Origin of the sequence: Microcoleus sp. Pol17C6 (genome assembly GCF_036701145.1) — a bacterium.
Taxonomy (GTDB): domain Bacteria; phylum Cyanobacteriota; class Cyanobacteriia; order Cyanobacteriales; family Microcoleaceae; genus Microcoleus.
Map to the genome: position 1 here is coordinate 1 of NZ_JAUBQH010000160.1, position 1,418 is coordinate 1,418.

Below are 1,418 nucleotides of genomic sequence, written 5' to 3' on the forward strand. Positions count from 1 at the left end.
GTTATTAAATGGGATCGAAAAATCAAAAATAAAGGCAATGCTATTTTATCCGGTTTAGCTGCGTAGCAGCTTATCCGTCGGCCCTGGCATCAGCGCGGTAACGGTGACGCCTGTGTCCTTTAACTCGTTACGCAGCCCTTCTGAGAAGGAGTGTATAAATGCTTTAGATGCCGCGTAGACTGCCTCGAACGGGCCGGGCATTAGGGCGGCAATCGACGAAGTGAATAGAATCCGTCCCTGGCCGCGATCGACCATATCCTTAACTACCCGTTTAGCCAAATGCACAGACGAGACAACGTTGAGGTTAATCACATTTAGTTCGTCCTTCAAGTCTGTCTCGCGGGCAAAATCGCCCCCGACGCCGACACCGGCATTAATTGCGATCGCATCTACTGGCCGATTAGTCGCTTTAATCTGGTTGTAGAGCGTTTCAACACCGTCGTAGGTAGCGAGGTCTGCCTGCACTGTATTGACTTTCGCACCGAGCCCCTCAAAGCCTTGAGCCGCTTCATTGATGCTCGCTCCGGTGGCGGTGACTAGGAGATCGAATCCGTTTTGAGCGAACTGTTTGGCGAGTTCGTAGCCGATACCGTTAGAGGCACCCGTCACTACAGCCAAGGGCCGGGTCAACGAACTGTTTATAACCATTTAAAATCCTCTGTAACTGCTTCACGCTCGTTTGTCTAGGCTTGCTTATCTCTGTACCAGACAATCTTTGTGAACTGTGGGCTTTCAACTTTTACAATGCTAGGGAGGTAGGAGTGCGATCGCATCTTTCCCAGGACATAAGCTGTTAGGCATTGAAATACGGGATAATCCAAAACAAACTTTATGTAATTAGTGTCAAAATGACAGCAGAGAATCATCTGAGAGAAAGAGCCAATAGAGAAACTACAGAAAGCGTTAAAAAACGAATAAAAGGGAAACCTTATATTAAAAATAATGATTACATCATTACTGAATAATGCAACGATATAGTAGCTAAACCCGCTGATTTTATGTGTTTTTTGTTTAATTTTTTTCTTAGTTCCTTTAGAAAAATCCAGAGAATTTAGCAATTCTAAAAGATGAGTATATTAATATTTAAGGGTGGTAATAATAATATTATTATTATTACCACCTCACCAATAATTAGAATATAAATTTGGCAGAGGAACCGATCAAAGATTAGCAGCTCGTTGAAAAACTAGCGACGGCACAAAATTAAGTAGCTCACAAATACAGAAGATAGATATAGTTTGTATGATAAAGACCAGATAATCACCTCTCTTGTTTCTTTAAAAGTCAGTTTTGTTTTGAAGCCGTGAGCAATTCTGTTCCCTAATATCAACACTTAATTTTTGTAAGGATTCAGGTCAAAAAAAACTTAAGTGTCGGCATCTGGTAAAATAAGTAAATGAAAAAGCCCGCAGCCACCA

1 protein-coding gene is annotated in these 1,418 nt (G+C 42.0%); it reads right to left on the reverse strand.

The features are described from left to right. Positions 1-54: 54 nt before the first annotated feature. Complete coding sequence (locus QUA25_RS29165) at positions 55-648, reverse strand: SDR family NAD(P)-dependent oxidoreductase (RefSeq protein ID WP_333043184.1); 594 nt, start codon at positions 646-648, stop codon at positions 55-57. Positions 649-1,418 lie beyond the last annotated feature (770 nt).

Bases quoted from the DNA above. Each gene is read 5' to 3' on its own strand.
- QUA25_RS29165 (WP_333043184.1), bottom strand. From the start codon at position 648: ATGGTTATAAACAGTTCGTTGACCCGGCCCTTGGCTGTAGTGACGGGT.